General features: G+C 65.1%; 1 protein-coding gene. It reads right to left on the bottom strand.

All coding sequences use genetic code 11. The annotated features are described in order from the left end of the window. Window positions 1-107 precede the first annotated feature (107 nt). A partial coding sequence (locus tag LPA54_RS34495) for an ABC transporter permease (protein WP_228984587.1) occupies window positions 108-668 on the bottom strand: 561 nt, incomplete at its 5' end.

Below are 668 nucleotides of genomic sequence, written 5' to 3'. Positions count from 1 at the left end.
GCTTCATGATGCCGATGCACCTACCTGTCGTTAGTTGTCCACGAGTGCTGCCTGACGGTCCGGTCACCCGGCACGGGGGCGGCAGCTCCCCCACCACCAATGGACGGTTAGCGTCCGGTCTTGGGGTCGAAAGCGTCCCGGACGGAGTCTCCGAGAAGGTTGAAGGCGAGAACGAAGGTCACCAGCGCCACGCCCGGGAAGAACATGAACATCGGGTCCTGCTCGTACACGTCGGCGCCGACGGCGAACATCCGGCCCCAGTCGGGGGTCGGCTCGACGAAGCCGACACCGATGAACGAGAGGAAGGCGATGGTGAGGATCGTGCTGGGGAGGATGTAGGTGGCCTGCACCAGGATCGGGGTGACGATGTTCGGCAGGATCTCCTTGCGCACGATGCGCCAGGGAGAAGCACCGGACACCTTGGCCGCCTCCACGAACTCCCTCTCCGCCAGCGACAGTACGGAACTGCGCACCAGACGGGCCAGGCCCATCCAGCCGAGGAACCACATCACCAGGATGATCGCCACGGCCCGCAGATAGGTGGGGGTCTCGTCCGCGGGGGAGACGAACATGGCGGTCACGACGGGCATGAAGGCGATGAAGAACAGCTGGCTCGGGAAGGCCAGGAAGAAGTCCGTGACCCGTCCCAGCCAGTAGTCCACCCGGCC

Source organism: Streptomyces sp. DH12, assembly GCF_020873895.1.
In the GTDB taxonomy this organism is placed as follows: Bacteria; Actinomycetota; Actinomycetes; order Streptomycetales; family Streptomycetaceae; genus Streptomyces.
This window is presented reverse-complemented; position numbering and strand designations above follow the sequence as displayed.